Source organism: Methanoregula sp. (assembly GCA_026625165.1).
Classification (GTDB): Archaea; Halobacteriota; Methanomicrobia; order Methanomicrobiales; family Methanospirillaceae; genus MVRE01.
The window spans coordinates 2,002,516-2,028,644 of record CP112999.1 but is presented as its reverse complement, the minus strand read 5'-3'; the positions used below and the strand labels follow the sequence as shown (position 1 = coordinate 2,028,644).

Genomic DNA, 26,129 nt, shown 5'->3' with positions numbered 1-26,129 from the left:
CACCACGCTGTTATCGCTTCCTTAACACAGGACGGTACCCTTTTGGATCGGTTGCTGCCTTTGCGAACACTTTCTCTTCAGGTTTGATGTCGCACCGCCCGCGGCAGATGACGGTTGCGTAGGGCTTTTTTATGTTGCCGAAGATATCAACGATTTTACCGACCGGCTGCATCTTCCGGTCAATAACTTCGCTGTACAGTCCGGGGAGTTGGGCGGGTTCACACTGGATAACGAGCATCCGGCTGCCGGGGGTGCTCATCGCTCGACCAACAACTTTCACACAACAACCTCTGAAAGATACAGATGTGCCAGATTAAATTAGCAATCTATATATCAATGCCTGTTCAGTATTTAAAAGTTTTGTGAAAGTATAAATAATAATTTCAGGAAGAGAGGAACTGCTCGATATTTAAAGATAATACGTCTCGGCATTCCGCTTCGGTCAGCCCGGCACCCTTCGCAACAAGGAATCTCGCGCGTTCGTCCAGCAGGTCGTGCGGGCCGTGGGCATCTGAATCCACAACAACCTGACACCCGGTTTCGCGGGCTACCTGAACGACATACCCGTTGGTCCGGTTGTGCCCACTCCTCGAAGTGACCTCGAGTGCGATATTATTTTTGGCAGCATGGATGGCATCCTCAATGTTAATCATACCCGGGTGGGCGAGGACGTCGACATACCTGCAGGTGCATGCAGCACGGTTTGTGCCGGGAGCAACTGGTTCTACAGGAGTCTCGCCGTGCACAATCACGATGTCCCCTCCCGCGTCTTTTGCCTGTTTTGCAAGGCCGGCAATCTGTTCCGGGGGTACATGGGTGATCTCGACCCCGCACAGGAGGTTCACTCCGAACAGCTGCGCCGAGTCTTTCACCAGCGCCAGTGACCCAAGAATAGTAGTGACATTTGAGGTGTCGACATGGTCGGCGATGGCTACGGTGGTGTACCCTAGCACCGCCATACGCCGTATGAGTTCGATCGGAAGCATCTCCCCGTCTGAGTGGATCGTGTGCGTGTGCAGGTCGAACATTTTTTTCATCGTTTTCCTCCCATCTGCTGCGCCACTTTTTTAATAAGCGCTCCCTTCCCCTTATTCCATTCAACGACAAGGCGCCCCTCATGGCGCTCCCAGTGGGCCGGGTGGTGGTTGTCCTCGGCACGGAACCTGAGGCCCGAGCGTTTCAATACCCGCTCAAGCTCGGCAAGCGATGGTGCTTTTACCCCTGCCTTGAGGGGCACCCTCCGCCCCTCGCTCCGTTTCAGCGCGCCGTTGAAATAACAGGGGTACAGGACACACTCATCTGCCATTGCAGGATGGTTTGTGTGTTAAGGTATAAACACTGCACGCTCCAACCTTTAGTGCATGCACCATATTGACGTCAGGATCGAGAAGGATGTCTACGACGTCAACAACCGGATCGCGGTCCACAACGCGGAGCACCTCATGGCTCATGGGGTGCGGGCGTTTGACCTTCTGGGCGCGATCGGTTCGGGCAAGACTGCACTCATCGAACGGCTCGTCCCGCTGCTTGTCAGGAAAGGGAAGCGGGCAGGGGCGATAGCCGGTGACGTGTACGGGGACGACGATTTCAGGCGGATCAAATTGCTTGGCATCCCTGCCTATAATGCAAACACCGGCAAGGAATGCCACCTTGACGCACATCTGGTCGAACACGCCATCGACCACCTCCCGCTCGATGAGATCGATGTGCTCTTCATCGAAAACGTGGGCAACATGGTCTGCCCCACCGATTTCAAACTGGGCGCGGAAAAACGGATTGTCATTGTCAGTTCGACGGAAGGCGACGATGTCGTGAACAAGCACCCGATGATGTTTCGGGACTGCACGATCGGAGTCATCAACAAAGTCGACCTCGCAGAGGCCGTGGGCGCAAACCTTGACCGCATGGAGGCGGATATCCACCGGTACAACCCGTCCATGAAGGTGTTCCGCACGAACCTGAAGACCGGGGACGGCATCGTCGGACTGCTGGACGAGATTCTCTCCTCATGAACGCAGCTGTTAAATAACTGGAAAGGGAATATATAGAGCACGCTCTTTAAAAAAACCCACTCTTCTGCCCTTGGCAATAAGAAGGGTTTTTAAAAGATACAATGATATAACGGGGTTTATTCATGCAATGGCAAGGAGAATCAATCCGGAAGGTGACCGGCGGCCGTATACGTCCGGCGAAGGGGAAGCGGAGGACCGAGATCGGCCTCGCTCCCACGGACACCCATATCGGTGAGGACAAGAGGAAGATCGAACGCACAACCGGCGCAAACGAGAAGGTGCGTGCCCTGCGTGCACAGTACGCCAACGTGACGAATGCGGCAAATGGCGATACTAAAAAGGCAAAGATCACGAATGTTGAGAAGAACAGCGCAAACCCGAACTACGTACGGCGCAACCTCCTCACCAAAGGCGCAATCATCCAGACCGAGATCGGGCGAGCCCGCATTGTCAGCCGGCCCGGTCAGGACGGCGTCATCAACGCGATACTGATGGAATAAATCCTGTTGATATCTCCATCAACCAGTACCTTTTTTCTCTTGTATTTCATACAGAATAGCTATGCGAAGGATCTATTACCGGTTCCCCCAGAAAATCGACCTCTCGTTTACGATGGGCATCCCTTTTTTAGAGGCGATCAGGCATATCGTATCCCTTGACGGCTCGGAAACCACAAAGACATCCCCGGCAAAAGAGCTCGTCAAGGTCAAGATTAAAGTCGAAGTGGCAGTCGATCGTGCAACATTTGGCGATATCACTCCGGATATCGTACGACCGGGGACCGTCACCGAATCGCAGGACATGCGCATCTCGGTGCTTGCGCTTGCACTGCGGGGCGGCGGCAAGGTGCCGATCGCAAACGATGTGTTCTTTGTCAGGCTCACCGACCGGGTCAGGCATACCGATATCGATATTGCCAAGGAAGGAGCACCCGGCGGGCTCGATGCGCTGGATATGAAAAACCTGCTTCTTGGTAAATAGCCGTGCCCCTTAAAACTACTATTGCAGCGCCATTCCGGCACACGCGGAAGACGGCGATGCGAAAGAACGAGCTGGTCTACTACTTTGCGCTTGATCGCAAATGGATGAGTACCGAGCAGGCAAACCTTTTGTTAAAAAATGCCGAGGAAGAGGGGTTGCTGGTGCAGGACAAAGGCGTCTTTTCCCCCGGCTTTGACATATCCGCCGTTACGATCCCGGTCGGGTTCAAACCGACCTCGGTCATTTTTGAAAAAAAAGACCCGTCGCAGGACCTGATCCGGCGCATTGCACAGGCAACAAAAAAAGAGGAGACCGAAGTTGTCGCGGAGATGAACCTGCTCATCAAAGACGGGTTTGACGGCAACCTGCTGCCTGAAGCGGCGCTGGCGATCATCGCAAAAAGGCACAATGTCCCCTTTGAGGACAAGCTTGAAGCGCTTCAGCAGAGCCTGAAAAAAAAGTGAGCTTTGGATAAGTACGTCCTGTTTTACCGTCCGGCTGGGATTGAAATCTCTAAAGTCCCGTTATCCTCCACCGAGCCACCGGAAAAGTCCTCTGAAGAAATTGCTTATAGGATCTCCGGCAGAGGGGATGTTCACTGGAGCGGGTGTGACAGCGGGGTAGATTTTATATTTCTGGTCAAGGTATGAAAGCCAGTCTTCTTCAAGTTCAGAAAATCTTTTTCCGGTCCTGCGTTCGAGGACTACATCCAGATCTTCGCGTTTCCGGTAATCATTGTTCGATGAGTCCACCATGGCGATAATAATGTCATCCTTGCCGTACCGGTTGTAAAGAAATTCAACGAACGTTTCAGTCGAGCCATATCCCATAGCCGGATCAAGGGAATCTGTCGCTTCCCGTGCGTCTTCAAATGCTTTTATTGCAGAAGCTCTTATCTCATCTTTGGTTGTTTTTCTCTCAAGCTCAGTAAAAAACCAGTCCCGCCGAGGCCAGCCGGATGCTCCAACCTGCAAGGCAATCTGCTCTGCGAGCCCGTCCCTGAACCAGAGAGGCACATATTTAGGATCTCCATTGTTTGCCATCATTATCCCGTAGGTCACATAGTGTCCGACCTCGTGGGCGATATCAAAATCTGTTGCATCTAGTGGGATCTGCATCTCATCTCTTGATTCGCTCCATAATGGTGGCTTATTGTCGGATACGATGTTGAGAGTAAATATCTCATCCACACGTCTTGAACCATATACCGGATCGACTTCACTGAGCCAGTGGTTGACCCTGTCAACAATATCCTTCTGCTGGTCGGTCAGGGGTCCTTTGATCTCAACCCCGTTGAACTGGACGGATTTGATCACTCCGCATGTGCTACCCGTACAGTAGGGCTTTTCTGTAGTTGGTGCAGGTGTCGGTGTCTTCGTTGGCGTCGATAAGGTAGTCAGTGTCTGTACTGGTGTGGCAGCAGTCCCCTTTGTCAGCCTGACTTTCAGCCCGTGTTTTCCGTCACCTGTATAGTGATAGTAGGTGATCGTGTTCTGGCCCTTGTGAAACTTTGAAGTCAGGTCGTAGTACTGGTTCCGGTATGCCGATTCCTTGACCGTGGTTCCCATGAGGTAGTCTTTGATATTGCTGTCCCCGGTATGCTCCCAGACCTTCTCCCCGTTAACCTTGAGATATCCCATCCACCCGCCGTACCTGCTTGGTTCCGCCCGTGCTGAATTGTATACTCCCACCTCGACTTTCTGGAAGTTATCTAGAGATATCGTCCACGTCTTTGGTGCTTCGGTATAGGCAATCAGCCCGAGGTCGTTCTCCCCCTCTGAAAGCTGCATTGCAGCAGAGACGCAGGGCAGCAGGAAAGCAATAAAAACACACATCAGCAGCAGAAATGGAACATTGCGGAACAGCTTTGATATCCGGCACATTTCATGATTTAACATATCATCCATCCCCGTATGTATCAAAGATAACCAGATTCTGTACGCTGTGCATAGATGCGTGATGATATTAAAATATCTGTCCCCCCCGGAAGTGTAATATTCATACCCTCCTTGAGTTATCTCAAGGAATTATAATTGGCAGAAAACCGAGATATTCGTTAAAGAAAATCGGCTCATCAGCAAGAGATTTTGACAACGACCTGATGTTAAGAGCTAAGCTCGCGGTTATCGCAAAACAGCACAATATTCCTATTGAGGGCAAACTTAAAGCATTAAAAGTAGCGTAAAAAAGAATCGGTGAATTTTTTTATTTGGATTTCTTTGAGGCCGGTTTTCTTGCTGGAGCTTTGGCGGCATCCGCGGTTTTTTCGCCGGCGGGTTTTGCCGGAAACATCTCCTCAAGCGTCTTGTCACCGTACGAAGTGACAAGGGTGTTCACCTGGACAAAGTCCGGGGTGATCTCCTTTGCGCGCAGCATTTTCCTCCTGCGCTGCCCCTCCATCTTGGGGTGGTAACCTGTGGTACCATCAGCGACAAGGAGCCTCTTTCTCCCTGCCCCGGGAAGGCTCTTGTTCGCCGGAGTTCCGGTCCGGTCTGATCCGCCGGTTATCTTTACCTTGTAGCCGGAGAGCCCGAGCGGACCTGCGTCCACTTCGTCCCCGATCTTTTTGCCAACGAGCGCGCCCGCCACGCCGCTGCCTGCGTCGACATTATAGGCGCGTCCTGTTTTTGGGTCTGCAACAACGACCTTGAATTCCACCATATGCTGACTCCTGTAAATCGATATCCTGATTTATTGGGTTTTTTCATCTCTTCGTTACCGGCGCTGCCGCTTACTCATGAGAAGTACCCACTTTATACGCTGGACACTCTATTAAATCCTCGCGTCGGCAGGAAGAGGATCTGTAGAAATCCCTGATCGCTACTCATTACCAGAGATCCATGACGAACCGGTTTTAGGTGGATATCGCAAGGGGGGATGTCTGCTATCCTTAAAGGATGGCGGACTCGTAAAAATGGTCGTCAGACCTTTTTTTAAGTGCCGCAGTGGCGGGGGCAATGTAACTCGAAGATGTCCATCGGGACATCATCTTCAGTTTGCCCTTCCCTGCAGGGAACGGCAAACACCCCCAAGAATGTTATGAAGATGATTTCCACAGAGCCAAAAAAATGCTTTATTTACCCCAGAAAGGTTCTGCCCTGCGCCTCATTGCCGCGAACTCGGCAAGCACTTCCTGTGCAGCAGGGTTGAGCGTTTTTGCAATCTCACGCTCGAGCACTTTTACGTGACGCTCGGGAATGTCTACAAACAGATCATCTCCGACACTTACCTGCCTTCCCACCGTTGCCCCATCGATCGAGATTGCGACTTCCTGCCCGGCATCGGCTTCGCGGATGGTCTCGCTCCTCATCTGCATGGTCTTAAGGTGACCTACTTTTTTGCCGTCCAGTTTTACCAGATCGACATCGCCGCGCAGTTTTCCGCCGAGCACCCGGACTCCGACCACCGCAGGGTTGCTCTGCCGGAAAACGCAGTCGGGGAGCAACCGGATCTTTGCCGGCATGATGACGTGCTCGAAACGTTTCTGCTCGTGCAGCCGTTTCTGCTCGTCCCGCCATGCGATGTACTGGTCGATGAGCTGGTAAATCACCTTGCCGTCAAAGACCCTGACCTGCGTGTAGAGCGGGTCCTTGATCATGTCCTGCGCATCGGGAAGGATCGGGGTATTGAAGCAGAGCAGGGCGCGGTAGTACGGATTTTTTATCGTCTCGGTCTCGATCAGGTCATGCCGGCTTACCCCCCCGATCTCCGCCCGCATCACGCCGATCTCCTTTGCCTCAAGCTCCTTGCAGAGCGCTTCGAGCGCCCCAATCGTGTCCGCCTTGATCACGAGCCCCTCTTCGGAGAGGTTCACATGGATCTCGCTCATCTCCTTTTTGATCCGGTCTTCGATCTCATCCCGGTTGCCCCGGATCACAAAGAGCGGCGAGCCTGCAATGACCCGTTCGAGGTTGGGGGCGGTCACTTTAACTCCCGATGCCGCTGCGACCGATCTGACCCGCTCAAACCTGTCCTCTATGAGGATCTCCTTCATCGGGCGGGGCTGCAGGAGCGACCGGATCTTCGTGACAACGACCTCGTCCTTTCCTGCGACAGCAATCTCATCCCCTATTGAAAGCGTGCCGTCATAGAGGATCACGTCAAGCGTCATCCCGAGCCCCCGCTCCTCTTTTACCTCAAGTACTGTGCCGGCGCCGGGGCCTTCGACCGTGAGAGCGAGTTCCTGCCCCATGTACCTCTGGGCGAGCCCGATCATGACAAGGAGGAGGTCAGGAATGCCCTCGCCGGTATGGGCGCTCACCGGGACAATCGCGAGGTTCCGCTGGAAGTCGGCGACCCGGTCGAACCTGTCGGCGGAGAACCCGAGCTCCGCGAGTTTTCCCACGATCTCGTAGGTCTTGTTCTCGATATCGCCTTTGACCCTGTCGTTCTGCTGTGCAAACGATGAAACGAACGTATCGTTCTCGTTTACTCGCCACCCGTGGACCCGGTCGATCTTGGTCGCTGCGATCACAAATGGTGTCTTGCAGTTGCGCAGGATCTGGAGCGCTTCTACCGTCTGGGGCTGGAACCCCTGTGTGATATCGACGACCAGGATTGCCATGTCGGCAAGCGCGCCGCCCCGAGCCCGCAGTGTGGTGAACGCGTGGTGGCCCGGAGTGTCGATGAACAAAAGGCCGGGTATGTTGATCGGCGCCCTGCCCATCGTGCCGCTCATGGTACGGATTGCATCGATGGGGACGACGGTTGCGCCAATATGCTGGGTGATTGCACCCGCCTCGGAGGAGACTACAGACGAGCCGCGGATCCGGTCCAGGAGCGATGTCTTCCCGTGATCGACGTGCCCCATCACGCAGACGATGGGTGTACGGATTTTTGGATTATGCGCCACATTCACCACCGGTCCATCACAGGGACACGCATCGCCGGCGCAAAATTTACGGATCGCCGCACAAGAAAAGGTGCAGTCCTGGGATGTTATGATATTACGGACAAACCGTCCATGTCAACCTGATAGGTAATGGAGTCAAGAGACTATTAATAATCACCGGATATTCATGTCGTCGCATCATGGGAACAATACTCCGGATCCGGCAAATCCTGCGTCGTATGGGAGCAGGAACTTTTTAGGATACCTTAAAGAATGACAACTTCCAATGTAAAAGGGAAATCTGCCAGGGTGGGGTAGTTGGTTATCCTAGGGGACTGTGGATCCCCCGACCCGGGTTCGAATCTCGGCCCTGGCCTTTATTTTATACGTATTGCATGTTTCCAGCGGTCCCGTGCTCCCTGCGCTCTTCTTCACGCTCGATCCGTCCGTCTTTTAAATACACGATCCGGTGGAAGTACTGCTTGTGCCACTCTTCGTGCGAGACCATGACGATGGTCTGGCCGAGCTCTTCATTGATTGTATGGAACTGGTCCAGCACCGCCCGCGAGTTTTCCGTGTCAAGGTTTGCACAGGGCTCGTCGGCAAAGAGGATGATGGGGCGGTTTACCATGCTCCGTGCAATCGCCACCCGCTGCTGCTCGCCGCCCGAGAGCTCTTTTGGCAGGTGGTCGAGGCGGTGGGAGAGGCCAACTACTGAGAGAACGCTCCCGGTCGCATCACGGCACTCCCTTTCCGTCTTTCCCTGCGCCATTGCGGTGAGCATCACGTTCTCGAGCACGGTCAGCTCGGCCACCAGTGCATAGTCCTGGAAAATATACCCCATCTTCCGGAGCCGGTAATCCGTCCGCTCGTCATCATCGAGCTCTGAAACATCGACACCATCGATCTCGATTGTGCCGGCTGTAGGATAGTCGAGGAGCCCGAGCAGGTGGAGCATTGTTGACTTGCCGCTCCCGCTCGGCCCCATAAGTCCGAGGAAGTCGCCGCGGTGGATCTCGAAGCTGACGCCCCGCAGCGCCGGCACCTCGACAACCCCGAGGCGGTAGATCTTCTGCAGGTCAGAAATTTTGATCATGTTAAGCCCTCATCGCGGTGAGGATGTCCTCACGGGCTATCCGCCATGCCGGGATGAAGCCGGCGATTGCTGATGCCACAAACAGGAGCACCGCGTTGGACGCGATATCGGCAATGGTGAACGCGGGGCGGATGTCCCCTTCGGGAAATACCATGGGGTACACGGCAAAATACTGGTCGAGGGCGAAGAGGATGATGAGGCCAAAAATGATGCCCATGATAGCGAGGATGATGACCTGGAAGACATAGCTGAACGTGATTGTGGTCCTGTGGATCCCTAGCGCTTTTAAGATCCCGATCTGGCGCCGGTTGTTTATGGTTTTGATCATGATGACGATGAAGATGACCACGATGGCTATGACGAGGCTGACGGCCGTTGAGATGTTGTTGATGACCGCGTAGCTCTGGACAACCTGCGCAAATGCCTTGCCCAGCAGGTCCTGCCAGGTCTTGACCTTCTCCTGTATGCCCATACCGATTAAGGAGAACTTCACCTCGCGCTCGTCCTCCCCCGGGATAGTCCGGATCAGGACGGCCGTTGCCCGGTCGATGGGCTGCCCCCTGACGCTCTCCAGCTCCTCCCAGGTGATGTACACAAGCGGGTCGACCGTGAACGACTTGGTCTCAAATATCCCTTTTACCCGGTACGTGCGGGTCACGCCGTTTGTATATTCAACGTCGATTGAATCCCCCGCGGTAACCCCCCCGAGCGAGGGCATGAGGTCCTCGGACTCATCCTCGTGCCCTGCAACCATCTTGCCGATGACGATGACGCCGGTATCCCCCTCACCAAGGTACTGGCCCTCTGCCATCTTTTTGGATACCCCGGTCACCATGCTCTCATCATGCGGGCGGATGGCGATGATGCTGCCGGGCAGGCGGTTGCCTTTGAACTTCATGACTCCCCCGATATCGTAATGGGGCGCTGCCCGCATTACACCCGGCACCCGGTTCACCCGGGCAAGGAGGTTCTCAAGGTCATCGATATACTCTGTGTCTTTCTTGGGCTCGATGATGATATTGCCGGACTGGTACTGGATGGTCTGCTGTTCAAAGTTCTTGATCGCGCCGGTGATGACCGAGGGCAGGAAGATCATGTTGGTGAAGACCATCCCGATGATAACGACGGTCATCACGAGGCTGCCGATGTTGCCGCGCTGGAGCGAGCGCAGGCCTAAGAAAAAGGAGAGCTGCAGCCGGGTGAGCGTCTCATTCATGGCTTCTGCCCGGTTTTTTCCTAAAGAACAGCAACCATGCCCCGCCCGCAAGGAGCGCGAGGATAACAAGCCCGATCACAAGACCGGTATAATCAGATGGGGCAACCGGGAGCGACAGCGGGTGCGTCATCGTGTGGTCCCCCCACTCGTCGTTGTACGCAATGGTCACGGAGTACGGGTGGTCGCCTGACGGAGCACCGCTGAGCCGGAACAGGGCGGGTGCGTCATTGCCCGGTTTGATTTTTCCCAGAAATGCCTCCCGCGTGCCGGAGAAGGGGAGATCGATGCGGGCGTTCACTGATTTTGCATCGCCCGTGCCGGCGTTCTCGACACGGATGATCAGGTTGAACGGTTGACCGGATACGATCCGTTCCGGGCTGGTCTCGATCGAAGCGATACCGATCTCTGCCTGCCCCTGAATCAGGAGGTTGATGGTGGCATATTCTGTGTGCCGGATGCCGTCGATGGTATAGTACTGGATAGTAACCGGTACTGTGGCAATGCCGGTTGCTGCCTTACGGTCCGTTATCAGTGTAATATCAATAGGCTCGCTCCGGCCTGCTGCGATGCTGCTGATATAGTACATCCCGGCATCCTTCGGTGTGACGGATGTACTGGCATTCCCTATACGAGCGATGATGCGCTCGGCAGCGCTTTCCCCGCTGTTGACAAGATCGAGCCGGACTGCTGCCTGCTCTCCGGGCCTCACCGCATCGGGTATTGTCATGGCCGTGCCGAGAACGGCGAGTTTGGCTACGGCGATCTGGGTATTCACATTGACCGGTACCGGGTACCGGGTGCTACGCCCCCCTTTGGTATCGATCCGGACTTCCGGGAAATAGATACCAGCCTGCGCCGGGGCCCGGATCAGGAACGTAATCGGGAAGGACTGGCCAGGCCCGAGATCCCCCACCCGATTGAAGGTATCGCTGAGAACATCAACACCCCTGCCTTCGAGACGGATTGTTTCAACGTAGACATTGATGTCTGTTGTTTTGGTCAGGACCGGATTATCCTCACTAACCCCGGTCTTCTCGGTAATGCTTGCACCCGAAGCCGTATTCATAATGGTTATTTCAATGGTGCCGGTATCACCCGGCATCATCACGGCCGGTGTCACTTTGTAACCGGTGATGACAACAGTAGAGTCATCTGCTGCCGCTGGAGGTACACTGGCAAGGAGGATTAAAAATGCCAGAATAAAGAGATATTCTGCTGTTTTCATTGAAAGCCAATCCTATACTGGATCAGGGTGCCGGCACCGCTGCACCCGCTGGTAGACTGCTATTGGACTGTAATATTATAATGATAACGACAGGAATAAATTCATTATTTTCTATTGGGTCTCCTGCCGGAAACCTCTCTGAGTCCGGCTGTTCTCACAATTTCATTTCCGACCCTCATCCGGCCTGCGTGACATCCGGCATAAATCATCGCAGGGGAACACCGCGATCCCCTGCCGTCAACCTTTAAGGGAATTACCACACAACAGTCCGGTGTGGACGCGCTCTCCCACGCCCTGATCGCTGTCATCATATTGTCTGCACTCGGGCTGCCCGCGCTGATCCCGTTCGCTGTCCTTGGTGCAGTGATTCTTGACGTGGATATCCTTTTTTCATTTATATCTGACAGATCTCCGGATCTCTATTTGTTCACGCACGGCGGAATTACACATAGTCTCGGGGGCGCCGCAGTGGTTCCGCGAGAAAGGATACATCTATTATCCTCCGAAATTCAAACGGGTTGTAATTCCTGTCGAAGGTACTTCGTAGATAGCTTCCGTTGTTTCGTCTACCGGATGTCAGATGGATAATTTTCGTACAATCCGGATCAGTGTGCCAAATAATCAGACACAGAAATAGCCGAAAAAGAGGATAGACTGCAGACCTGTCGTGCCCGTAATGATGCAAAAGATCGGCCGCTCTGTCGGGGGCATCATCAGCGGGATGCTGCCGGAGCCCGCTCAAGATCCTTTTCCATCCACACCACGTCAAACCTTTCATTGAACTTGATGCCGACATTGTGGAGACGCCCGCATTCGGTAAAGCCGTGCTTTTTGTGAAATGCAAGGCTCTCGGGGTTCCGGGATGATATGTTTGCAAGCAGCATTACGATCCCCTTCTTTCTCGCTGCACGAGTCATCGCGGCAAGCAGGATTGTCCCGTATCCCATGTGCCGGTACGCAGGGGCAATGAAGGTGGAGACGGTTGCGGTACGGGAGAAGGTAAAAAACGGCAGGAACGGCTTTACGAGCCCGATCCCGATAATCTCCCCGTCGCGTTCGATAACGAGGAACGAATAAGCGCCCTCACGGAGCACGTCAAAGAATCCCGGCGATACGGGCCGGTCCGGGTATGCAGCAAAACCGGTAGTAACATAATGGTTGAAGATCCCAATAGCAGCATCCCGGTCCGCCTGGGTTACCGGACGGATCGATGTTCCCGGCATAGTTGATCACCTGAATTGTTGCCATCTGTCCTGATAAACCTGACAGGGGCAGCACCGGCCTATACCTGCAGTCTCATGCTGGTAATTCGCCTGCGGACATCTGTTCTGCTCCCGATTTTACGGCAGGACCGGAATGATTTTTTTAATTCCACGGAAACTATTTATATTGTCAACATTCTAATGTTGACACATGTTCCTGCCAAAAAACGACAAACAGTTCGGGTTCTGGGCAATGCGCAGGAGCGGAGTGCCCAATATTACCATCGCAAACCGGCTCGGGATTTCCCGGCAGGCGGTGTCAAAAGCCCTTCTTGTCATGGACGAGAAGATCGGATCGGCGCTCCGTGAGATGGCGCAGGCAAACCAGATCGCTGTCGATACGATCAACGCGGAGAGGGGGATCCTGCTCGGGCGCTCTATCCCGTTTGCAACGCCTGCAATCATTTTCGTATCTGAAAAACACGGGATGCAGGTCTGGTACGAGCATGACGGCGACTGCGGCACATGCCAGCGGTATACAGAATGCATCGAGCTGCTCTGGGACTATGCAACCGAGCTCGGCATCAGGATCGAGAAGACTGCAGACCCGACAAAAATGGCTGAAGAACTGTTTGCGAAAGTAAAGGCGATGGTATGACGATACGCATTTCTGAAGTTATTCATGAATGGATGGGCTGGTGTCCGGATGCACATGAACGGGTACAGAACGCAGAAGTCCGGCTGGATGATGAAGCAGTCGTCCCATCAAAAAGCGGATCTTTCAAAGACCGTGCAATTCACTGGCTCGGCCTGTTCCGGAACCAGATCATTTTGTTGGCGCTTTACTTTTCAGTAGTGGGAGTCCTGTTATCTGTGTTCATAGGCGGTATTGACGTTTCGATGTTCTTCATCGGTATTGTAGCAGGATCGTTACTGTCAGTATTTCATGCGATCCGGTTCTGGAAGACTATGAATGAAGTGCGTCAGAACGGGGCGGTGTTTCTCGTGACACTGTATGATAAAACCACCATTGCAATTACCCTCTTGATGGCCATGGTCCCGATGTTCGTCTTTATGGGGGCAATTCCCGGTACCGATATGACGATGTTAAACTCGATTACCGGGGGGTTAATATTCATTCTGTTCTGGTGGCTTCTTCTCATTATCTGGCTCTGGGAATCACAGACAAAATGCCATCTGCAATCAGATGGTCTGATGCTCTCATTAGTAAAGGAGTCCTGATCATGTACGTCGTTAAAACCATTAAACGACATCTGGGCTGGTGCCCGAATGTGCCGGCCTTGCGCACCGCATCGATGGTTCTCTCAACTCCGCCGGTTACCGTACATCCTCTGGAACCGGATGGCGGGGCTGGCGATTCAGGACGGATCGGCCGGGGGATCACACTGGCGACAGGAAGTATAAAAACTCTTATCAGGAATAACCAACTGCTCTGGTTCTCGCTCCTGACCGGTCTTGTGATGGCTTTCATATTCATTGCCAGGTACGGACTCCATCTTCTTGGGACCTATCCGTACAATTCGATTGACTTTCCGCGCTGGGTTGTCCTTACGTTTGCTGTCGAGCTGTTTACGGTATTTTGCCTTATTGTCCTGCTGGCCGGCCTCGTTCTGAGTCTCTTGCCGGAAGAGACCGGCAGGCCCGTTTCCTTCCGTGACAGGTTATCACGGGTAAAGGGGTATTTGCGGCCCCTTGCAGACTGGGCGGTGACCCTGGCACTCTGCGGGACAGCACTTTTTGTCCCTTTCCATTATTACGGGAACATGCAGTTTATCCTGTACACGGTTCTTGACCTGTTCCCCTTTAACTTCCTCCTTCTTCCGGAAGTCTACAGCACAGGCCCGATCGGTGGCACGTATGCCATGCTGTCAGCGGTCACCTCGGCAATCGTCATATCTGGGATCAACGGTCTCCTGTTCGTCCTGACCCTGTTTGTCGTCCCGCTGGTGGTGCTGGAGAACAAACGCCTGCCTGAGGCAGTTACAGGATCGGTAACCCTTATGAAAAATGTCTGGTGTGAAGTGATTTCCTGCTTCCTCATTTTCTGCATAGTTTTATTTGCGGTTTCACTCACGGCCCTGCTCTTCCGGATTGTCTATGAGATTATCTCACCCGATATGCTGCTCTTCTGGTACCTGGGTGCTGCATGGATCGCAGCAGCAGTCCTGTTCATGCTCGCACTGTGTGGTCTGGCGTTTATCATCTCAACAGTGGCGGGCATCGCTACTGTGAATCTTTACACATATGGAAAAACCGGCCGGATGCCCGGGATGCCCAAAGGAGAACAGGAGACGAAATGCGTATGACACTGTCACGATTTACTGAAATTATCCACGGGTGGCTGGGCTGGTGCCCTCAGGCACAGGTTACGGTGAGACAACTTCCGGTGCTTCATGATACTGTAGCAGATGGCTATAAGGCGCAGGGGGCAGGGATTCCGGCACAAACCGGATCGATGCAGCGGTACAGGAACCAGGTCTTTATCTGGGCTGTTTTTTTCACCATGGTCTCCCTGCCGCTCATTGCGGTTTTTCTGGCCGCAGATCTAACGAGGCTGATGTTGTGCCTTGGGACAATTTCCGGATTTGGTATTTTTGTCTTCTTCGGGCGGTGGCTGTGGAAGAGTCTCGGGATGCTTCAAAAAGGTGCGATAATAAAGACCGGGCCAAAAGAGTACATCCTTACGTTCCTTATCGCCGGCGCTATCCCGCTGGGCGCCGTTCTTCTCCTTTCGGCGATCCTCGTCCCCATATCGTTCGCAGGGGCGCCGGCATTCCCTGCATTCGCCACAGGATTTGCGTTTATCCCCTGGTACGTTCTCCTGCTGATCCTGCTGTGGGAGCAAAAGACGGGTTACACTGTGATGTTTGACAAGGAGACTGATTCATTTACCGCAGCGAGGGAGGCTTCTTAATGTTCATCGCCGACGTTATCCGGCAGTATCTCGGCTGGTGCCCGAACGGGCGCGTTATGAAAGCAAAGAGCGGCGACAGCGCAGGGCTCAGTTTCGGCGCTGCAAATCCGGTGGCAAAAAGCCCCGGGCCATCGGGAGCCGACCGGTCCGGGAAGCCCTGGGACTGGTGGTACGAGCATACCCAGCGGGGAGTTCTCATCATCGCTTCGGTGAGCTCTGCAATCCTCTTTATCCTCGCGATGATGTTCCTGTACGGATTTGTCTGGATCGCGCTGCTCGTCATCATCATCATGGTCTTCGTGCTCGCGATCTGCTCCACGCTCAACGTATCGGTCTGTGATGACACCCTCCGGATCCGGTTCGGGCCGGTCGGGCTTATCAGGAAGAACTGGCCGGTTGCAGATATCGCCTCGGCCATCGCGGTCACCAATCCCTGGTACTATGGCTGGGGCATCCGCTGGACACCGACAGGCCCGCTCTACAATGTATCCGGGTACGGGGCGGTGGAAGTCCGGCTGCTTTCCGGAAAGGCGTTCCGGATCGGAACCGATGAACCGGAATCTCTCTGTCGGGCGATTGAAAAGGCACGAACCGGCCGGAATGCGCCCGGGCATGCACCTCGGTGACAGCACAAAACACGGATACTTCTTTTTACATCTGATGGGTGAAGAACAATGAAGTTTTCGACTATAGGCAGTATTGCGATACTAACACTTTTACTTATGATATTCTTTGCCGGATGTTCCGATTCCGTACCGTCAGGATCTACGACCCAACAAATCGCAGCACCCGCAATAACGACAACCGAAACCGTCACAGTAACTGCTGCCCTGCAACCGGATACCACCGTACATGTTAAAATGACAGAGCGTCCCGTCAGGGTTTTTAACGGGGAGTACCGCTGGGTGGAATATCATGAAAATAATTCCGTGACCATGCCGCCAAATCCCCGGTCCTCGTGGGTGTATACTATCAGGATGGAGCGCTCCATCGGGGTTTATAAAGCGGCCCCGGCTGTTCGTTATAAAACCATTATGATGACGGATTACCCAGAACTGGCCGGTGATATCGTCACGGTAACGAAGAACGGGTGGATTATCGTCGATGACAGATATTATGATCCGTTCTCGGACAGATTCCTTGGGGGAACGGAGACCAGTACGATAAAGGGGACAGCAAAACCCTCAATCGATATTCCGGCATACCAGAACAACCGGGAAGACCGTCCGGGGGGTTTTTTGGGTATCATGCCATTTGGCGAAATGAATATCACGCTTACCTGTTCGGGCACTGAACCCGTGACCGTTCCGGCTGGCACCTATCCGGATACCCGGAAGTGTGTGGGCAGTTTCAAAGACGGTACGCCGATTACCTTCTGGATTGCACCGGGAGTTCCAGTGCCCGTCAGGTACGAATTTCCGTATACCTGCCAGGATGGTGTAGATCCGTTCAATTCGTATGAACTGAAAGGCTGGGGATAACCCTGGACATCCACGGAATTTTTTTGCCTGTAAAAAAATCATTGTACTAACGCATACAGGAAATACACAATGAAAAAGGCAAACGACTATGTCCACGGGTACTCCCCCCGCGAGGCAGAAAGGCTTCTCGACCAGGCACAGACGCTCACCGATCTTCTCCACCATGATACCCGGTACCCTGCCGGGAGCCGGGTGCTTGAGGCCGGCTGCGGTGTCGGCGCCCAGACCGTAACGCTCGCACAGCAGAGCCCGGATGCATATTTCACCTGCATCGACTGCTCGGAGTTATCACTTGTGGAGGCAGAGGCGCGGGTGAGGAAGGCCGGGCACCGGAATGTTACCTTTCAGAAGGCCGACATCTTCAACCTCCCCTTCGCACCCGAAAGTTTCGACCATGTCTTCGTATGTTTTGTCCTTGAACACCTGCAGGATCCGGCCGGCGCGCTTGTGAGCCTGAAAACGGTTCTGAAACCCGGCGGGACCATCACGGTTATTGAAGGTGACCATGGCTCGGCGTACTTCCATCCCGACAGCCAGTACGCGAGGAAAGCGATCGACTGCCTCGTTGCCCTCCAGAAGGACGCGGGGGGAAATGCCCTGATCGGGCAGGAGCTTTACCCGCTCCTGATCCGGGCCGGCTATTCGGATGTGAGCGTCTCGCCCCGCATGGTCTACGTCGACGCGTCCCGTCCCTCACTTGTGGAAGGGTTCACAAAACTGACGTTCACCGCGATGGTTGAGGGCGTGCGGGACGCAGCGTTGTCTCACGGAATGATGACGGAAGCAGACTGGAACCGGGGAATTGCCGATCTGTACCGGACCTGCGAGCCGGACGGCACGTTCTGTTATACCTTTTTCAAAGCCACAGGAAGAACGTGATTTTTAAAAAGTGCACCTTTTGTCTGCACACCTTGTCGCGAACCTTTTTACGGATGTTTTCCGATTTCCTGAGTGGTGAGTTATGGATTTTTCCGAATGCGTCAAATTTGCCAGAAAAAACCCTGTAACGTACATCGCGACTGCGGATGGCGACCAGCCCCGGGTCCGGGCGTTTGCCATGTGGTTTGCCGACAAGACCGGGTTTTATTACCATACCGGCACTCCTAAAAGCGTGTACCGCCAGCTGAAAAAGAACCCGAAGGTTGAGCTCTGCTTTTACGCGCCCGGTGCACAGGGTGCAGGAATGATGATGCGGGTTGCCGGGAAGGTGGAGTTCCTTGACGATAAGGCGCTTGAAGAACGGCTCTCAATGGACCGGCCTTGGGTTGCTGACCTGTTGAAAACCGCCCCAAAGGACGCGAAGGTTGCGATGTTCCGGGTCGCCCACGGCGAGGCATACTTCTGGACGATGGCGGACAACATGCGGGAAGCAGAAGCGCCGCATGTGAAATTCTGAATTCTCAATTTTCCCACTTTCACTCCCCGCGCAATACCGCAGTTATCTGCGGAGATATGCAATTTTTTTTAAAAAGTACCAATCCTGGAAGCACCATGCCGGCCGCCGCGATTTTATCGCCCGGCAGGGACAAGAATAGGAGACGAACTATGGATACAACAATTATCATCGGATATATCGCAGGCACACTGACAACGGTCTCGTTTATCCCGCAGGTTTTCCGGGCATGGCGGCTCAAAGAGACGCGGGACATCTCGCTTGTAATGCTCCTGCTCTTTGCCGCTGGAATCTTACTCTGGACGCTTTATGGGATCTGGGTCGACTCACTCCCCATCATTGCCGCAAACGTGATCACGTTCGCGCTGATCATCGTCCTGCTGGCAATGAAGATCCGGTACAGATAACCCGGTACATTTTCCCCTCATTTTTCATTGGCAGCAGTGTCGTACCAGGAGACTCTATCTCTCAATTTCTCATTGTGAGATGTTCAAAGATCAGGGGCAAACTATTTAAAAAACAATAAATATTATTTACACTCTATACCGCCTCATGAGATTTTTGCAGGGCAATTCATTTGCCGTTTTTTCCGGTATCGTACTGGCGTGTGTCATTGTATCGGGTTGCATGTTCCCGCAACTCCCTCAGTCATCGTCATCAAAGGTAACAACAGATACGCCAACCCCCTATGTCACGGCTCCATCCATGGACACTCCCACCCCTCAGGGCGGGTCCTGCCGCGCAGGCCTGACAAATTGCGGGGGGTTCTGCCGGGACCTTGGAATCGATATCGGGAACTGCGGTACGTGCGGTGTCACCTGTCCGTCCGGACAGTCCTGCATCAACGGCCAGTGCACCTGTAAGGGCGGCCAGACCAGCTGCGGGGGGTTCTGCAGGGATCTCTACACTGACAGCAGCAACTGTGGGTCGTGTGGGATATCCTGCCCATCCGGTCAGGTCTGCCAGAACGGCCAGTGCGCACAGGGCTGTGTCGGCGGCCTTTCGTACTGTAACGGGTATTGCAGGAACCTGTATACGGACACGACCAATTGTGGGGCCTGCAGCGTCACCTGCCCCTCAGGTCAGTCATGCGTGAACGGGCAGTGTGCCCAAAGTTGTGTTAGCGGCCTCACGTACTGCAACGGATATTGCAGGAACCTGTATATGGACACGAACAACTGCGGTTCCTGCGGTATCACCTGTGCCGCCGGAATGCTTTGCCAGAACGGCCAGTGCGCAGCAGGGACTCCTTCCTGCGCATCCGGCCAGACAAACTGCAATGGCATCTGTGTATCTACCCAGTCTGATCCTTCGAACTGCGGATCGTGCAGCCATTCCTGTCCGGCAGGACAGGTCTGTTCCGGTAGTACCTGCACGGTTGCATGCAGCTCCGGCCAGACCAACTGTGGCGGAGCATGTGTGGATACCCAGACTTCCAGCAGCAACTGCGGATCGTGCGGAAATTCATGCGGTTCTCTTCAGCATTGTGAGAATGGCCAGTGTATTTCGAGCCTGGTTATCCACACTCCTGTTACGTTAAATCCGGCAACGCTGTGTGTAGTGTCAGGCAAGTCGTGGTGCAGCGGAGTATGCGTGGATACCCAGACTTCCAGCAGCAACTGCGGATCGTGCGGGCATATGTGCGGTGCTGCACAACGATGCTGTAATGGTCAGTGCATATGCGATGTATGTGTCTGTCTTTAATCCTCTCCCTTTTTATTAAGATCTCTTACCTCCCGGAAATGAATAACCGATCCGGTTTTTCGATAATGACAAGGAACCCGGCATTTCCGGGAAAATACCCGGCCCTTTTGGATAATTGTCCTGATGCCGGGGTAACAGGCCGATCTCAAGCGGGCTTGGGGCATCATGTCCAAACCGGTACCGGTTTTACGCGTGCTGTTGTGACATGCAAAGCATCGTCGTGATGGCATAACAGAAAATCCTAAAAAGACGATATAATTCTAAAAAATATTTTATATTTATTCTGGAAGGAGCACGAGGCAACTGGCAACCCGGTCGTGCAGGCCCTGGCGCTTTTTTGTGAGCCCGATCATGATAAATCCGATGAATATGATCAGGGCGGAAATATATTTGAAGAAATGACGGAGGGTGGCACGGGCAAAGCTGATCCGGGAGCCGTCTATATCGGTGACTACGATGCGCAGCAGCGTCTTGCCCGGTGTCGCCTGGCCACGCGAGCACTCAAACCCTGCAAAGTAGAGCCACGGGATGATGATGAGGAGCACGCCCAGAGCCGCAACGATCGGGGTGAGCGCGGCTTCGCTGGTGCCCGCTTCGGTCAGGGCGGAGATCGGCGCCCGCTGGACGGTGAGGTAGTAGAAATATTTCACTCCCTGCACAAGGCCAAAGAACGTCGCAGCAACAGTCATAAGGATGAGGAGCACGATCGCGTCGATGATGAACGCGAAGAACCGCCTGCCCAGCCCGGCATAGTTACCGGTTATGGACTCTTCCTCATCGTCCTCCTCGAGCTCGGTCTTCATTACGGCTTTTGGTGCAATGGCCTCGATATCAGTCCCACACCACTGGCAGAATTTTCCGGAAGCATCAGTCTCCTTCCCACATTTCGGACAGAACATTCCCTCTCTCCTGATAAGTAACATTAAAACCGATGTCCTTTTTAATTTAACTGTTATGGTGGGGATTTTATGCGTTTTTTTGGGGTTTTTTGTTAGTTGTCATGAATAAAAAGTCTTTGTTTATAAAAAGAACCGCGCCGCAGAGCGATCCGGACACAAAATATGTTATAGCAAAAAAGGAGATCATCGTACATGAAACTTCATGTCAGGATCGCTATTGCGCTGGCGATTGTGCTGCTGGTGGCATGCAGCGGGTGCACAAATGCCCCGGAGACTCCTCCTGCAACACCCGCCCCCACCGCCGCGATCGCCACCCCCGCCCCGGCCCCGGTTGTCACGACCGCGACACCGGAACCGCTCCGCACCCTGCCGCCCGAGCAGGTTGTCGACCTCCAGCTGAACAAGGACCGGACCTATTCCGACATTACCCTGCACTACAATGGGGGAAGGGGATTGCCGTTTGTCCAGAAGATCATGATGCGGGTCACGCGTTCTGACGGGACTGTTGAAGAACAATACATGCGTGACGGCAAGAAGCCCCAGCAGGGAGACGAGATCGTGATCCGCGGCACCCGGGGCAGCGACCGGTGCGAGGTCTATGTCACATCCTCAGGCACGGTGTACAAGGTGAAGGACGAATCGCTGATCATCGGCGGAATGTATTAAGAAGAATTAATCTTTTTTAACCAGTAGTTCACCCGGTATGGTGCTCCCTCCAGATCTTTTCCGCGTATTTCTGGGTTGCAACCGAGAGCACGGCCCCGATTGCTATAACTCCGGCAAGCACGATCCATTGCTCAAGACCTGCGGTGCCAACGGCAAGGCGGGTCAGGATGTTTAACGGGTTCGCCGGCAGGGCAAGAACAAACAGGATCACGACCACGAGCGCGGTGGAGAAGATGAACTGGGCAGAGGTGCGTTCCCGGTAGTGGAGCGCGGTGAGCGCCCCGATAAGAATGGGGACAAACGATGTGAGCGTGACCTGTATGAGGATGAGTGGCACATTGTCAATTGTGATCCCGTTGATAAGGAGCAGGAGCAGCCACGCTCCCGCCTGCAGGGGTATGAGCAGCTCGCAGGCGAGCACCTTGCCCCAGACAACCTCGGCAAAGGTGACGGGAGTCGAGATGAGCGTCTCGAGCGTCTCGTGCTGGTACTCCTCGGTGATCAGGTCGATGACAAGGGCTGATGCGATGATCGCCGGCATGAAGAGCAGGAGCGGGATCAGGAGGCCGTACACGAACTCGTAGAAGTCGCCCCCGCCCCGTGCAGCCGGGATCCGGAGTGGGATTGGATATTCGTTCAGCCGGGCTGCCCGCACCCCCCGGAGGTCTTTTTCATATTTCAGGAATATATCCTTGAGTTTGACGTTCACGATCGCGCTCTGCAGGTCATTCTGCAGGGAATAGAGCGTGATCTTGACCGGGTCGTCCGCGTCCGGCGCGGTATCCGGGACATAGATCACCGCGGCAAGCTTGCGCTCTTTAAGAGCTTCAACCGCAGGGGAGAGTTCCATGCCATAGACATTGAAGTCGGGGCTCTTCTCAAGGTAGTCCCGCAGTCCCGAATCGTTGCCGCAGTATCCGATACTGTACCTGAACCGTGAGTACTTGGAGAGGGACGAGGGGTCGTACATCGAAGTGAGCCCGACCATGAGGAACGACGAGAACATCGCGATGAAGAGCTGGAGGAGGACTGCAAGCAGGATCGTCCGTTCATTGAACAACCCCCGGAACTCTTTTCGCATCACAATGGAAAGGTGCCGCGCTTTCACGTGAGCCACCCCAGGATGAAGTAGAGGTTATACAGGCAGTGGATCACCGTCGCTGCAAGGAGCCCCGGGACATACCATTTCCTGCCGCCGGATTTCAGGGCGCAGGCGACGACAAATACCCCTGCAAAGTGCAGCAGCAGGGGAAGCCATAGCACACCGAGCGACAAAAACAGGACGCTCCCGAAGACCGATTCGGTGATCTGGGAAAGCGTGATGAGGAGAAGCAGTTTTTCACCGGCCAGGAACCCGATTGCAGTTGCAGCACAGGCCAGGATGAGGTTCTTCCATGACAAAAACGACGGGTCCTGTGCGTAGAGCGTGTAAATCCCGATCGATTTTGTAAGCTCTTCAATCCCTGCGGCAAAGACGATGAGCAGGACAAGCGAGTACGGCATGGGCAGGTTGAAGAAGAGCACAAGGCACATCAGCTGCACCATGAAGACAAACGGGATCGCAAACCCGTTTAAGAGAAAGAGCGAGAAGAACGGGTGCTTCTGCGACAGGCTTGTGGCAACAAACTCGCGGATCCGAATCAGGAGTCCTTTTTCGGAGAAGAGCCGTTCTTCGGAAAAGTTCCTTACCGCGACATAAAAGAGGACACCGGAGGTGAGCCAGAAGAGCGAGGTGGAGAAGAGGTAGTCGGTGAAGGTGTACGCAGTGCCCTGCAGGGTGAGGATGATGAGTGTTAACGGGGAGATGAGGCTGATGACGTGGACGTTGGCAAAGATGGAGGGAAAAAAGAGGTAGGACGTGGCGACGGTTGAAAAGAAGATCGAGATGAACGAGAGCTCCTTGAAGCTGCGCGAGACCATCCCGATGAGCAGCGCATTTGCCAAGAAGAAGAAGATGACCGGCACAAGGGGGAGCATGATCAGCAGGGACGCTTTGAGATAAACCGTGAGCGCGGCAGAGATCGCGAGCATGCCAATCAGATACGGGAGCGCTTTTCCTATGATGATAAAGACAGGTTTTACCGGCGTTGAAAGGAGCACCTCGCCTTTGCGCTCGATCCGCTCGTTCATGATGCTCATCATGAAGAACTGCGAGGTGAAGTAGAGCGGGAAGATGAAGACGAAGATGAGGATGATGGAGTCAAAGGGGAGCGGGGGCGAGAGCTGGGAGGGTGTCCTGAACCTGCCCATTGCGGTATCGGAAGAGAGCATCTCGGTGTAGCGGGAGATCTGGGAGTTTGCCGCTTCGGACTTTGTGAGCTCGTTGCGGAGCTCTTCTTTGCTGATCGCAAGGGTTGGCGATGGTACCGGGATGTTGCTTATCTCCCCTTCGGGAACGGGTGCAACGGCGTCCGGGCGGGCCGAGATGTACTGCCCGCCCTGTGTTGCTAAAAAGTTCAGTTCTGACTTTACATTCACAACATCAATCCAGAGCGGGTACGCAGCGTAGAGGTCGTCCTGCCGGTTGTATACCCTGTTGGTGTACTTTCCATAGTCGCGTTCCACGGTTTTAAGCGCGGATTTGCTTCGGTCGGTTATGCCGGCAAAGACCTGCCCGTTGATGATGATAAGGTCAAACACCTGCCGGTTCTTCTCCAGTGTTGCGCTGTCCGCCGGGTATACCGAGAACCGGTTGTCGGACGCAAGGAGCTGTGCGATCACGGGGTCGTCCACCCCCACAACGTACATCCCGTCCTGCAGGTGCATACCGCTCTGGGCAGCAAAGCCGGTGACGAGGACGAGGAGGATGAAGAGGACAATGGCGAGCGGGAGCGTGTCCCTGCTCATCTGGGTGAGCGTCCGTCTCACTTCCCATCGCGCGATGGTGGTGATATCTGCGAGTGCGCCCATGGCTGGTTCCTTGCACGGTCATTACGGTGCCGGATTTTTTTAGGCAGCACTATAACCGTTTTCATCATTTTGATTGCAGTAAACAATAGTCCAGTGTGGCACAAAATATACCCATCCATCATGGCATGGGGAAGTGCACCACCCGAACCTTAATCTGGATTCCTGAACACCTCACTATGAACGTGTCATCCCCATGATCACCGCAACAAACCTTGTCAAAAAGTTCGACGGGTTCCTGGCACTCGACGATATCAGTTTCGGGTTTTCGGATGGCGAGATCTTCGGGATCATCGGGCACAACGGGGCAGGCAAGACCACGCTTTTAAAGATTATGTCAGGGCTTATCGCACCGACTTCCGGCTCGCTCTCTGTCAACGGGATCGATGTGGTCAAAGATCCGGTCTCGCTCAAGGGGATCCTCGGCTACCTGCCCGAGGAGTCCCGGCTCTACGAGACGATGACTGCCGAGAACTACCTTGCGTTTTTTGGGGAGATCTACGGGTTGCCGCTTCAGGTGATCCGCGAACGCAGCCGGCAGCTGCTCTCAGTGCTCTCGCTGGAACCCAACGGCAAGAAGATCGGGGAGTTTTCCAAGGGCATGAAGCGCAAGACGGCAATCGCACGGTCGCTCATCCATGACCCGGAGCTGCTGGTCTATGATGAGGCGACGAGCGGGCTTGACCCGATGACCTCTCGTTTCATTGCTGACTACCTGCGCACGTTAAAAAAAGAGGGCAAGACGATCGTGCTCTCGGCCCACAACCTGTACCAGGTAGAGGCGATCTGCGACAGGGTGATGATCCTCAGGCGCGGGAAGATGGTCGCTTTCGGCAGCATGTCTGAGCTCCGCGAACAGTTCGGCTCGCTCTCCTATACAATCTTCTTCTCTATCGATAATCCCGGAAAACTGATCGGGCATTCAAAGACATACCGGCAGGAGGAGGGGTTCTACATCTGCGAAGCGGAGAGCATGGGGGAGCTCAATGAGTGCACGGGGCTCATCCATGAGGCGGGAGGAAAGGTGGAGAAGATCGAGTCACGGTACCCGTCGCTTGAGGAGATGCTTTTAAAGATTGGTAAGTGATTTGGCAAAAAGCAGCAACTCACCGTATCCCGTGCCCTGGTTGCGTGTTCACCTATCGCCCCCTCTCAAGACGCTTCAGCAGGTGACGTGCAGGATCGCTACGAACCGCTCTTTTTCCTGCCCGATAAGAGTAAGCAATTCGGGTGTCGGTGCAGTCACGGTTTCATACCGGGAGAGGAACGCCGTTGCATCCGGTGTAACCGGGAGATCGCCGTCCTGGCCCGTGCCGATGAAGACTTTCCGTGGCTTTTCATCGGAGAGGAAGTCCAGTTCTGCACGGGAGAGTGGCGTGTGCCCGTACTCCCCTTTCAGGGCCTTTGATGCCTTCTTTTTTCGTTTGTTCACCGTACCATCCGCATGGATGATGACGTCGTGATCGTACCGGACCCCGTTAATCTCTATCCAGCCAAACCCGGTCTGCATACAGAATCCACCGTCCAGATGATAGCAGCGTGTACCTATCAACCTTTCTTCAGTCCCGGAAGCCAAAAAAG

At 54.2% G+C, this 26,129-nt stretch carries 30 protein-coding genes and 1 tRNA gene; 17 read left to right on the top strand and 14 right to left on the bottom strand.

What is annotated here, in order from left to right:
• Window positions 1–10: 10 nt before the first annotated feature.
• The 3 genes from OS112_10660 to OS112_10650 form a co-directional block, all read right to left on the bottom strand.
• Window positions 11–280, bottom strand: a complete 270-nt coding sequence (locus tag OS112_10660; protein WAC04898.1) for a Gar1/Naf1 family protein — start codon at window positions 278–280, stop codon at window positions 11–13.
• Between the two features lie 103 nt (window positions 281–383).
• Window positions 384–1,037, bottom strand: coding sequence for a histidinol phosphate phosphatase domain-containing protein (locus OS112_10655; GenBank protein WAC04897.1), 654 nt, complete (start codon window positions 1,035–1,037; stop codon window positions 384–386).
• Window positions 1,034–1,306 (bottom strand): signal recognition particle protein Srp19, encoded by a 273-nt coding sequence (locus OS112_10650; GenBank protein WAC04896.1) that lies wholly within the window; start codon window positions 1,304–1,306, stop codon window positions 1,034–1,036. Before OS112_10650 ends, OS112_10655 begins: the two co-directional genes overlap by 4 nt.
• 55 nt (window positions 1,307–1,361) lie before the next feature.
• Between OS112_10650 and hypB the strand changes: the two genes are divergently transcribed.
• From hypB to OS112_10630, 4 genes are all read left to right on the top strand, one after another.
• On the top strand, window positions 1,362–2,012 hold the full coding sequence (hypB, locus tag OS112_10645) for a hydrogenase nickel incorporation protein HypB (protein WAC04895.1): 651 nt from the start codon (window positions 1,362–1,364) through the stop codon (window positions 2,010–2,012).
• A gap of 122 nt (window positions 2,013–2,134) precedes the next feature.
• Window positions 2,135–2,512 (top strand): 30S ribosomal protein S8e, encoded by a 378-nt coding sequence (locus tag OS112_10640; GenBank protein WAC04894.1) that lies wholly within the window; start codon window positions 2,135–2,137, stop codon window positions 2,510–2,512.
• A 61-nt stretch (window positions 2,513–2,573) separates the two neighbouring features.
• On the top strand, window positions 2,574–2,993 hold the full coding sequence (locus OS112_10635; GenBank protein ID WAC04893.1) for a hypothetical protein: 420 nt from the start codon (window positions 2,574–2,576) through the stop codon (window positions 2,991–2,993).
• A gap of 2 nt (window positions 2,994–2,995) precedes the next feature.
• On the top strand, window positions 2,996–3,457 hold the full coding sequence (locus OS112_10630) for a DUF2240 family protein (protein ID WAC04892.1): 462 nt from the start codon (window positions 2,996–2,998) through the stop codon (window positions 3,455–3,457).
• 60 nt (window positions 3,458–3,517) lie between these two features.
• Here the strand turns inward: OS112_10630 and OS112_10625 are convergent, their stop codons facing one another.
• From OS112_10625 to infB, 3 genes are all read right to left on the bottom strand, one after another.
• Window positions 3,518–4,891: a hypothetical protein gene (locus OS112_10625; GenBank protein ID WAC04891.1), complete on the bottom strand. Its 1,374-nt coding sequence runs from the start codon at window positions 4,889–4,891 to the stop codon at window positions 3,518–3,520.
• A gap of 307 nt (window positions 4,892–5,198) precedes the next feature.
• A complete protein-coding gene (locus tag OS112_10620) occupies window positions 5,199–5,654 on the bottom strand; it encodes a 30S ribosomal protein S6e (GenBank protein WAC04890.1) in 456 nt (151 codons plus the stop codon).
• Between the two features lie 412 nt (window positions 5,655–6,066).
• Entirely contained in the window at window positions 6,067–7,845 is a 1,779-nt protein-coding gene (infB, locus tag OS112_10615) for a translation initiation factor IF-2 (GenBank protein ID WAC04889.1), read from the bottom strand.
• A gap of 282 nt (window positions 7,846–8,127) precedes the next feature.
• Between infB and OS112_10610 the strand changes: the two genes are divergently transcribed.
• A tRNA-His gene (locus OS112_10610) sits at window positions 8,128–8,200 on the top strand.
• A 6-nt stretch (window positions 8,201–8,206) separates the two neighbouring features.
• Here OS112_10610 and OS112_10605 read toward each other — a convergent pair.
• The 4 genes from OS112_10605 to OS112_10590 all read right to left on the bottom strand — a co-directional run bounded on the left by OS112_10605 (window position 8,207) and on the right by OS112_10590 (window position 12,584).
• The gene (locus tag OS112_10605) at window positions 8,207–8,920 is read right to left on the bottom strand and encodes an ABC transporter ATP-binding protein (protein WAC04888.1); all 714 of its coding nucleotides are present in this window, start codon (window positions 8,918–8,920) and stop codon (window positions 8,207–8,209) included.
• A gap of 1 nt (window position 8,921) precedes the next feature.
• Window positions 8,922–10,136, bottom strand: a complete 1,215-nt coding sequence (locus tag OS112_10600; GenBank protein ID WAC04887.1) for an FtsX-like permease family protein — start codon at window positions 10,134–10,136, stop codon at window positions 8,922–8,924.
• Window positions 10,129–11,361: an S-layer protein gene (locus OS112_10595; protein WAC04886.1), complete on the bottom strand. Its 1,233-nt coding sequence runs from the start codon at window positions 11,359–11,361 to the stop codon at window positions 10,129–10,131. Before OS112_10595 ends, OS112_10600 begins: the two co-directional genes overlap by 8 nt.
• Before the next feature lie 713 nt (window positions 11,362–12,074).
• The gene (locus OS112_10590; GenBank protein ID WAC04885.1) at window positions 12,075–12,584 is read right to left on the bottom strand and encodes a GNAT family N-acetyltransferase; all 510 of its coding nucleotides are present in this window, start codon (window positions 12,582–12,584) and stop codon (window positions 12,075–12,077) included.
• Window positions 12,585–12,774: 190 nt separating this feature from the next.
• Here OS112_10590 and OS112_10585 point away from each other — a divergent pair, with 190 nt between their 5' ends.
• From OS112_10585 to OS112_10540, 10 genes are all read left to right on the top strand, one after another.
• The gene (locus tag OS112_10585) at window positions 12,775–13,221 is read left to right on the top strand and encodes a hypothetical protein (GenBank protein ID WAC04884.1); all 447 of its coding nucleotides are present in this window, start codon (window positions 12,775–12,777) and stop codon (window positions 13,219–13,221) included.
• The gene (locus OS112_10580; protein ID WAC04883.1) at window positions 13,218–13,805 is read left to right on the top strand and encodes a DUF1673 family protein; all 588 of its coding nucleotides are present in this window, start codon (window positions 13,218–13,220) and stop codon (window positions 13,803–13,805) included. The genes OS112_10585 and OS112_10580 overlap by 4 nt, the downstream gene beginning before the upstream one ends.
• Before the next feature lie 2 nt (window positions 13,806–13,807).
• Complete coding sequence (locus OS112_10575; GenBank protein WAC04882.1) at window positions 13,808–14,890, top strand: DUF6159 family protein; 1,083 nt, start codon at window positions 13,808–13,810, stop codon at window positions 14,888–14,890.
• Entirely contained in the window at window positions 14,887–15,498 is a 612-nt protein-coding gene (locus OS112_10570; protein ID WAC04881.1) for a DUF1673 family protein, read from the top strand. Before OS112_10575 ends, OS112_10570 begins: the two co-directional genes overlap by 4 nt.
• Complete coding sequence (locus OS112_10565; protein ID WAC04880.1) at window positions 15,498–16,124, top strand: hypothetical protein; 627 nt, start codon at window positions 15,498–15,500, stop codon at window positions 16,122–16,124. The genes OS112_10570 and OS112_10565 overlap by 1 nt, the downstream gene beginning before the upstream one ends.
• Window positions 16,125–16,358: 234 nt before the next feature.
• A complete protein-coding gene (locus OS112_10560; GenBank protein ID WAC04879.1) occupies window positions 16,359–16,979 on the top strand; it encodes a hypothetical protein in 621 nt (206 codons plus the stop codon).
• Window positions 16,980–17,048: 69 nt separating this feature from the next.
• Window positions 17,049–17,858 carry a methyltransferase domain-containing protein gene (locus tag OS112_10555; protein ID WAC04878.1) on the top strand — a complete coding sequence of 270 codons (810 nt, stop codon included), beginning with the start codon at window positions 17,049–17,051 and terminating at the stop codon, window positions 17,856–17,858.
• An 82-nt stretch (window positions 17,859–17,940) separates the two neighbouring features.
• Window positions 17,941–18,375 (top strand): pyridoxamine 5'-phosphate oxidase family protein, encoded by a 435-nt coding sequence (locus OS112_10550; protein ID WAC04877.1) that lies wholly within the window; start codon window positions 17,941–17,943, stop codon window positions 18,373–18,375.
• A 149-nt stretch (window positions 18,376–18,524) separates the two neighbouring features.
• Entirely contained in the window at window positions 18,525–18,779 is a 255-nt protein-coding gene (locus OS112_10545) for a SemiSWEET transporter (GenBank protein WAC04876.1), read from the top strand.
• 145 nt (window positions 18,780–18,924) lie between these two features.
• Window positions 18,925–20,076, top strand: coding sequence for a hypothetical protein (locus tag OS112_10540; protein WAC04875.1), 1,152 nt, complete (start codon window positions 18,925–18,927; stop codon window positions 20,074–20,076).
• Window positions 20,077–20,354: 278 nt separating this feature from the next.
• On the opposite strand, the gene OS112_10535 is transcribed toward OS112_10540, so the two are convergent.
• Window positions 20,355–20,975 carry an RDD family protein gene (locus tag OS112_10535; GenBank protein WAC04874.1) on the bottom strand — a complete coding sequence of 207 codons (621 nt, stop codon included), beginning with the start codon at window positions 20,973–20,975 and terminating at the stop codon, window positions 20,355–20,357.
• A 192-nt stretch (window positions 20,976–21,167) separates the two neighbouring features.
• Between OS112_10535 and OS112_10530 the strand changes: the two genes are divergently transcribed.
• Window positions 21,168–21,641: a hypothetical protein gene (locus OS112_10530; GenBank protein WAC04873.1), complete on the top strand. Its 474-nt coding sequence runs from the start codon at window positions 21,168–21,170 to the stop codon at window positions 21,639–21,641.
• A gap of 28 nt (window positions 21,642–21,669) precedes the next feature.
• On the opposite strand, the gene OS112_10525 is transcribed toward OS112_10530, so the two are convergent.
• Entirely contained in the window at window positions 21,670–22,749 is a 1,080-nt protein-coding gene (locus tag OS112_10525) for an ABC transporter permease (GenBank protein ID WAC04872.1), read from the bottom strand.
• On the bottom strand, window positions 22,746–24,551 hold the full coding sequence (locus OS112_10520) for a PrsW family intramembrane metalloprotease (protein WAC04871.1): 1,806 nt from the start codon (window positions 24,549–24,551) through the stop codon (window positions 22,746–22,748). The genes OS112_10525 and OS112_10520 overlap by 4 nt, the downstream gene beginning before the upstream one ends.
• A 193-nt stretch (window positions 24,552–24,744) precedes the next feature.
• Between OS112_10520 and OS112_10515 the strand changes: the two genes are divergently transcribed.
• Window positions 24,745–25,635 (top strand): ABC transporter ATP-binding protein, encoded by an 891-nt coding sequence (locus OS112_10515; GenBank protein WAC04870.1) that lies wholly within the window; start codon window positions 24,745–24,747, stop codon window positions 25,633–25,635.
• A gap of 75 nt (window positions 25,636–25,710) precedes the next feature.
• Here the strand turns inward: OS112_10515 and OS112_10510 are convergent, their stop codons facing one another.
• Window positions 25,711–26,058: an MTH938/NDUFAF3 family protein gene (locus tag OS112_10510; protein ID WAC04869.1), complete on the bottom strand. Its 348-nt coding sequence runs from the start codon at window positions 26,056–26,058 to the stop codon at window positions 25,711–25,713.
• Between the last annotated feature and the right edge of the window lie 71 nt (window positions 26,059–26,129).

What these genes read in the sequence shown, in the direction of transcription:
- OS112_10515 (WAC04870.1), top strand. Translation starts at nt 24,745, where the DNA reads ATGATCACCGCAACAAACCTTGTCAAAAAGTTCGACGGGTTCCTGGCA.
- OS112_10585 (WAC04884.1), top strand. Translation starts at nt 12,775, where the DNA reads ATGTTCCTGCCAAAAAACGACAAACAGTTCGGGTTCTGGGCAATGCGC.
- hypB (WAC04895.1), top strand. Translation starts at nt 1,362, where the DNA reads ATGCACCATATTGACGTCAGGATCGAGAAGGATGTCTACGACGTCAAC.
- OS112_10650 (WAC04896.1), bottom strand. Translation starts at nt 1,306, where the DNA reads ATGGCAGATGAGTGTGTCCTGTACCCCTGTTATTTCAACGGCGCGCTG.
- OS112_10640 (WAC04894.1), top strand. Translation starts at nt 2,135, where the DNA reads ATGCAATGGCAAGGAGAATCAATCCGGAAGGTGACCGGCGGCCGTATA.
- OS112_10600 (WAC04887.1), bottom strand. Translation starts at nt 10,136, where the DNA reads ATGAATGAGACGCTCACCCGGCTGCAGCTCTCCTTTTTCTTAGGCCTG.
- OS112_10510 (WAC04869.1), bottom strand. Translation starts at nt 26,058, where the DNA reads ATGCAGACCGGGTTTGGCTGGATAGAGATTAACGGGGTCCGGTACGAT.
- OS112_10655 (WAC04897.1), bottom strand. Translation starts at nt 1,037, where the DNA reads ATGAAAAAAATGTTCGACCTGCACACGCACACGATCCACTCAGACGGG.
- OS112_10565 (WAC04880.1), top strand. Translation starts at nt 15,498, where the DNA reads ATGTTCATCGCCGACGTTATCCGGCAGTATCTCGGCTGGTGCCCGAAC.
- OS112_10555 (WAC04878.1), top strand. Translation starts at nt 17,049, where the DNA reads ATGAAAAAGGCAAACGACTATGTCCACGGGTACTCCCCCCGCGAGGCA.
- OS112_10560 (WAC04879.1), top strand. Translation starts at nt 16,359, where the DNA reads ATGACAGAGCGTCCCGTCAGGGTTTTTAACGGGGAGTACCGCTGGGTG.
- OS112_10580 (WAC04883.1), top strand. Translation starts at nt 13,218, where the DNA reads ATGACGATACGCATTTCTGAAGTTATTCATGAATGGATGGGCTGGTGT.
- OS112_10545 (WAC04876.1), top strand. Translation starts at nt 18,525, where the DNA reads ATGGATACAACAATTATCATCGGATATATCGCAGGCACACTGACAACG.
- OS112_10625 (WAC04891.1), bottom strand. Translation starts at nt 4,891, where the DNA reads ATGTTAAATCATGAAATGTGCCGGATATCAAAGCTGTTCCGCAATGTT.
- OS112_10550 (WAC04877.1), top strand. Translation starts at nt 17,941, where the DNA reads ATGGATTTTTCCGAATGCGTCAAATTTGCCAGAAAAAACCCTGTAACG.
- OS112_10595 (WAC04886.1), bottom strand. Translation starts at nt 11,361, where the DNA reads ATGAAAACAGCAGAATATCTCTTTATTCTGGCATTTTTAATCCTCCTT.
- OS112_10570 (WAC04881.1), top strand. Translation starts at nt 14,887, where the DNA reads ATGACACTGTCACGATTTACTGAAATTATCCACGGGTGGCTGGGCTGG.
- OS112_10540 (WAC04875.1), top strand. Translation starts at nt 18,925, where the DNA reads ATGAGATTTTTGCAGGGCAATTCATTTGCCGTTTTTTCCGGTATCGTA.
- OS112_10535 (WAC04874.1), bottom strand. Translation starts at nt 20,975, where the DNA reads ATGTTCTGTCCGAAATGTGGGAAGGAGACTGATGCTTCCGGAAAATTC.
- OS112_10575 (WAC04882.1), top strand. Translation starts at nt 13,808, where the DNA reads ATGTACGTCGTTAAAACCATTAAACGACATCTGGGCTGGTGCCCGAAT.
- OS112_10520 (WAC04871.1), bottom strand. Translation starts at nt 24,551, where the DNA reads ATGGGCGCACTCGCAGATATCACCACCATCGCGCGATGGGAAGTGAGA.
- OS112_10530 (WAC04873.1), top strand. Translation starts at nt 21,168, where the DNA reads ATGAAACTTCATGTCAGGATCGCTATTGCGCTGGCGATTGTGCTGCTG.
- OS112_10620 (WAC04890.1), bottom strand. Translation starts at nt 5,654, where the DNA reads ATGGTGGAATTCAAGGTCGTTGTTGCAGACCCAAAAACAGGACGCGCC.
- OS112_10605 (WAC04888.1), bottom strand. Translation starts at nt 8,920, where the DNA reads ATGATCAAAATTTCTGACCTGCAGAAGATCTACCGCCTCGGGGTTGTC.
- OS112_10635 (WAC04893.1), top strand. Translation starts at nt 2,574, where the DNA reads ATGCGAAGGATCTATTACCGGTTCCCCCAGAAAATCGACCTCTCGTTT.
- OS112_10590 (WAC04885.1), bottom strand. Translation starts at nt 12,584, where the DNA reads ATGCCGGGAACATCGATCCGTCCGGTAACCCAGGCGGACCGGGATGCT.